Here is a 1825-nt window from a genome sequence, read left to right on the forward strand (position 1 = left end):
CCTAGGAGGCTGCTGAACAAGGCGGTTGTGGGGCGGGCGGAACGCCACCAATGGGCCGTCTAGCGGCGTGTTCTGGTCAGCACCCTTGGGTGCGACAACGGGGTCGTTCCGCCCGCTTGGCTTCATTCTGCCCCAGATCGGGGGTGTCATCCAGTGGTTTTTATCGATGGGCGTGGGCCCGGGCGGTGGATTATCCCAGCGCCCATGATCCGTCGTTCTCTGTCAGTCCGAGGGCGAGCATTCGTCGCAGGTTGAGTCCAGCGATCCGCAGTTGGAGCCAGGCGTTGTTCCGTTTGATGCCGCGGTGGGGAACGCGGCGGTTGCCGCGGGTGAGCCAGGCGATGGACCGCTCGACCATGGGCCGGTGCGTGCGGTAGTCGTGCTTGAAGGCCGGGTCCGTGGCGCGGTGGCGGTGTTCGCGCAGTAACGCGTCGTGTTCGTGGAGATCGAGCGTGCGTCCCCGCGCCGCGGTGGTGCACCGGTCCCGGAGGGGACAGCCGGTGCAGGCGGCGCCGAACGTGACACTGCGTTTAGGGGTGATCGTCTTCGTGATGCCGTTCGGGCAGGTTGCGGTGCCGGCTGCCTCATCGACGGTGAAGTCATCGAGGGTGAACCCGCCGTCGACGGCTGGGCGGAGCGGCCAGGGTTTGATCACCGGGGTGTGCGTGGTGCGGGCGAGAGCGGCGAGCATTTCCCCGGAACCGTACGCTGAGTCGGCCAGGACGTCCACGCTGGTGCCGGTGATCGTGGGATCCATACCGATCAGCCGGGCCCCGACGGCTCCGTCGCTGTTCTCCGGTCCGGAGGCCTTCGTCAGCTCACCGGCGGTGATCAGCCCGGTGTCGGGTTCGATGACGATGTGGGCTTTGAATCCGTCTTGCTGGCGGGACTGGGTCTTATGCGCGTGCCGGGTGTCCGGGTCCACGGTGGAGATTAGCCGGTCCGGTGCGACCTTGCGGGCGATCCGCCACCGACCGTCGGTCCCGTCGGAGTCCTCGGCCGGTTCCACGTCCTGCCCGGCGACGAGTGCGAGCAGCGCGTACGCATCGGCCGCCTTGCCGTCCAGGGTCTCGGGATCGACCGCGGCCAGCAGCGCCAGTGCGTCGGTGACCAGCGCCGAAACCAGCCCGTCCTTGGCCTCCTGGTCATCCCAGGCGATGTCCGGCTTACCGGTGCGCGTGTAGTCATACCCCGCAGCGTGGGCGCTCAGCAACTCCTGGCTCCCGGGGACGTCACGGCCGAAGCGGCGGATCCCTGCGATCAGTTGCGTGATGGTGTCCTGCCTCGCGACCGCGTCGTCCAGAACGGTTGAATCCACTGCCCGCCGGCGCTTGCCCTTCAGGATTCCGGTGTCCGCGACGACCTCGGCGATGGCTTCCATAATGCGGTGCGGGTTTCCCGACCCGGCCAGACGCCTCCGCCAATACGTCAGCGTGCTCGGGTGGAACGCCGTATCAGTCAACCCGTACCCGCACGCGGCCTTCCACCGCAGATCGAAGGTCAAAGCCTCGGCAGTTTCCCGGTCAGAGAGGCCCTGCAGCGCCTGCAGAACCAGCACCGAACCGATCACCGGCGCCGGAACCGACGGCCGGCCACGCCGCGACGGAAAGAGGTCCTCCATCATCGAATCCGGGAACAACCGCCCCCGATGCCTGGCCAGAAAAGCGAAGACACTGCCCGGAGCCAACAACTCTCCGGCCAGCGCCTCCACATCCAAATACCCGCGTTGCGCGTCCTCGCGTCCCTGCATAAGACCAGTCTTAACCACCAGGCCCACGAGTCCAGCCGACGCGCCCAACCCAAGACTAATTCAGCAGTCTCCTAG

General features: G+C 67.0%; 1 protein-coding gene. It reads right to left on the reverse strand.

Annotation, left to right across the window (positions count from 1 at the left end; genetic code table 11):
• Positions 1 to 190: 190 nt before the first annotated feature.
• The gene (locus NFC73_RS20655; RefSeq protein WP_254753348.1) at positions 191 to 1750 is read right to left on the reverse strand and encodes an IS1182 family transposase; all 1560 of its coding nucleotides are present in this window, start codon (positions 1748 to 1750) and stop codon (positions 191 to 193) included.
• Positions 1751 to 1825: the final 75 nt, after the last annotated feature.

Source organism: Pseudarthrobacter humi (assembly GCF_024294965.1).
GTDB lineage: Bacteria > Actinomycetota > Actinomycetes > Actinomycetales > Micrococcaceae > Arthrobacter > Arthrobacter humi.

What these genes read in the sequence shown, in the direction of transcription:
- NFC73_RS20655 (WP_254753348.1), bottom strand. Translation starts at nt 1,750, where the DNA reads ATGCAGGGACGCGAGGACGCGCAACGCGGGTATTTGGATGTGGAGGCG.